The 1,562-nt window shown below is 62.3% G+C and carries 2 protein-coding genes; both read left to right on the forward strand.

Annotation, left to right across the window (positions count from 1 at the left end; translation table 11 throughout):
- Positions 1-1,146, forward strand: a 1,146-nt coding sequence (gene nusA, locus AC1D0P_RS25495) for a transcription termination factor NusA (protein ID WP_477679282.1), incomplete at its 5' end; no start/stop codon positions are given.
- Positions 1,147-1,174: 28 nt separating this feature from the next.
- A partial coding sequence (locus AC1D0P_RS25500; protein ID WP_477679283.1) for a translation initiation factor IF-2 associated domain-containing protein occupies positions 1,175-1,562 on the forward strand: 388 nt, incomplete at its 3' end.

Consider the following 1,562-nt stretch of genomic DNA (forward strand, 5'->3'; position numbering starts at 1 on the left):
ATGCTGCTCAACGACTTCATGTCGCGCGGCGACAAGATTTTCGTCGGCACCGTCAAGCGCATGGACAAGGGCGACATCATCGTCGAATCCGGCCGCGTCGAAGGGCGCCTGCGCCGCGGTGACATGATCCCCAAGGAAAACCTGCGTTCCGGCGACCGCGTCCGCGCCATGATCATGGAAGTGGACACGACCCTGCGCGGCGCGCCCATCATCCTCTCGCGCACCGCGCCCGAGTACATGATCGAGCTGTTTCGCCAGGAAGTGCCTGAAATCGAGCAAGGCCTGCTGGAGATCAAATCCTGCGCCCGTGACCCCGGTTCGCGCGCCAAGATCGCCGTGCTGTCGCATGACAAGCGCGTCGACCCCATCGGCACCTGCGTCGGCGTGCGCGGCACCCGCGTCAACGGCGTGACCAACGAGCTCGCCGGTGAACGTGTCGACATCGTGCTGTGGAGCGAAGACCCGGCCCAGTTCGTCATTGGCGCGCTGGCCCCGGCCAACGTGTCGTCCATCGTGGTGGATGAAGAGCGCCATGCCATGGACGTTGTCGTTGATGAGGAAAACCTGGCGATTTCGATCGGCCGCGGCGGCCAGAACGTGCGCCTTGCCGCCGAGCTGACCGGCTGGAAGATCAACATCATGACGGCCGACGAGTCCGCCCAGAAGCAGGCGAGCGAGACCGACACCAGCCGCAAGCTTTTCATGGAAAAGCTCGACGTGGACGAGGAAATCGCCGACATCCTGATCTCCGAAGGCTTCACCAGCCTCGAAGAAGTGGCCTATGTTCCGCTGCAGGAAATGCTCGAGATCGAATCCTTCGACGAAGACACCGTCAATGAGCTGCGCACGCGCGCCAAAGACGCGCTCCTGACGATGGAAATCGCCAAGGAAGAAAATGCCGAGGGCGTTTCGCAGAACCTGCGCGACGTCGAAGGCCTCACGCCAGAGCTGATCGCCAAATTGACCGAAGCGGGCATCACCACCCGCGACGACCTGGCCGACCTGGCTGTGGACGAACTCACCGATATCACCGGCCAGTCTTCGGACGAGGCCAAAGCCCTGATCATGACCGCTCGCGCGCATTGGTTTACCGATGAGCCCGCTGCCGCTGACACCCCTGCACCCGCAGCGGCCCAAGAGCAATGATCATGAAAGGCCTGCAGGAAAAAAACATATGYCCAGTACCACTACCGTCGCTGAATTCGCAGCTGAACTCAATAAATCTCCCGCCACGCTGATCGAGCAATTGACCAGCGCGGGCGTCGCCAAGGCGCAAGCCAGCGACCCCCTGTCCGAGGCGGACAAGCAAAAGCTCCTGGGCTATTTGCAGGCCAGCCATGGCACTGTCACGGCCGAGCGCAAAAAAATCACGCTGGTGAAGAAGTCCACCAGCGAAATCAAGCAAGCCGATGCCACCGGCAAGGCGCGCACCATCCAGGTGGAAGTCCGCAAAAAACGCACCTTCGTCAAACGCGACGACGGCTCGGACCTGCCCGCCGAAGAAGTCCAGCCTGAGGTGGCCGCGCCGCCGCCGGCCCCCGTCATCGATGACGCCGAACTGA

Source organism: Polaromonas sp. P1_G2 (assembly GCF_056405515.1).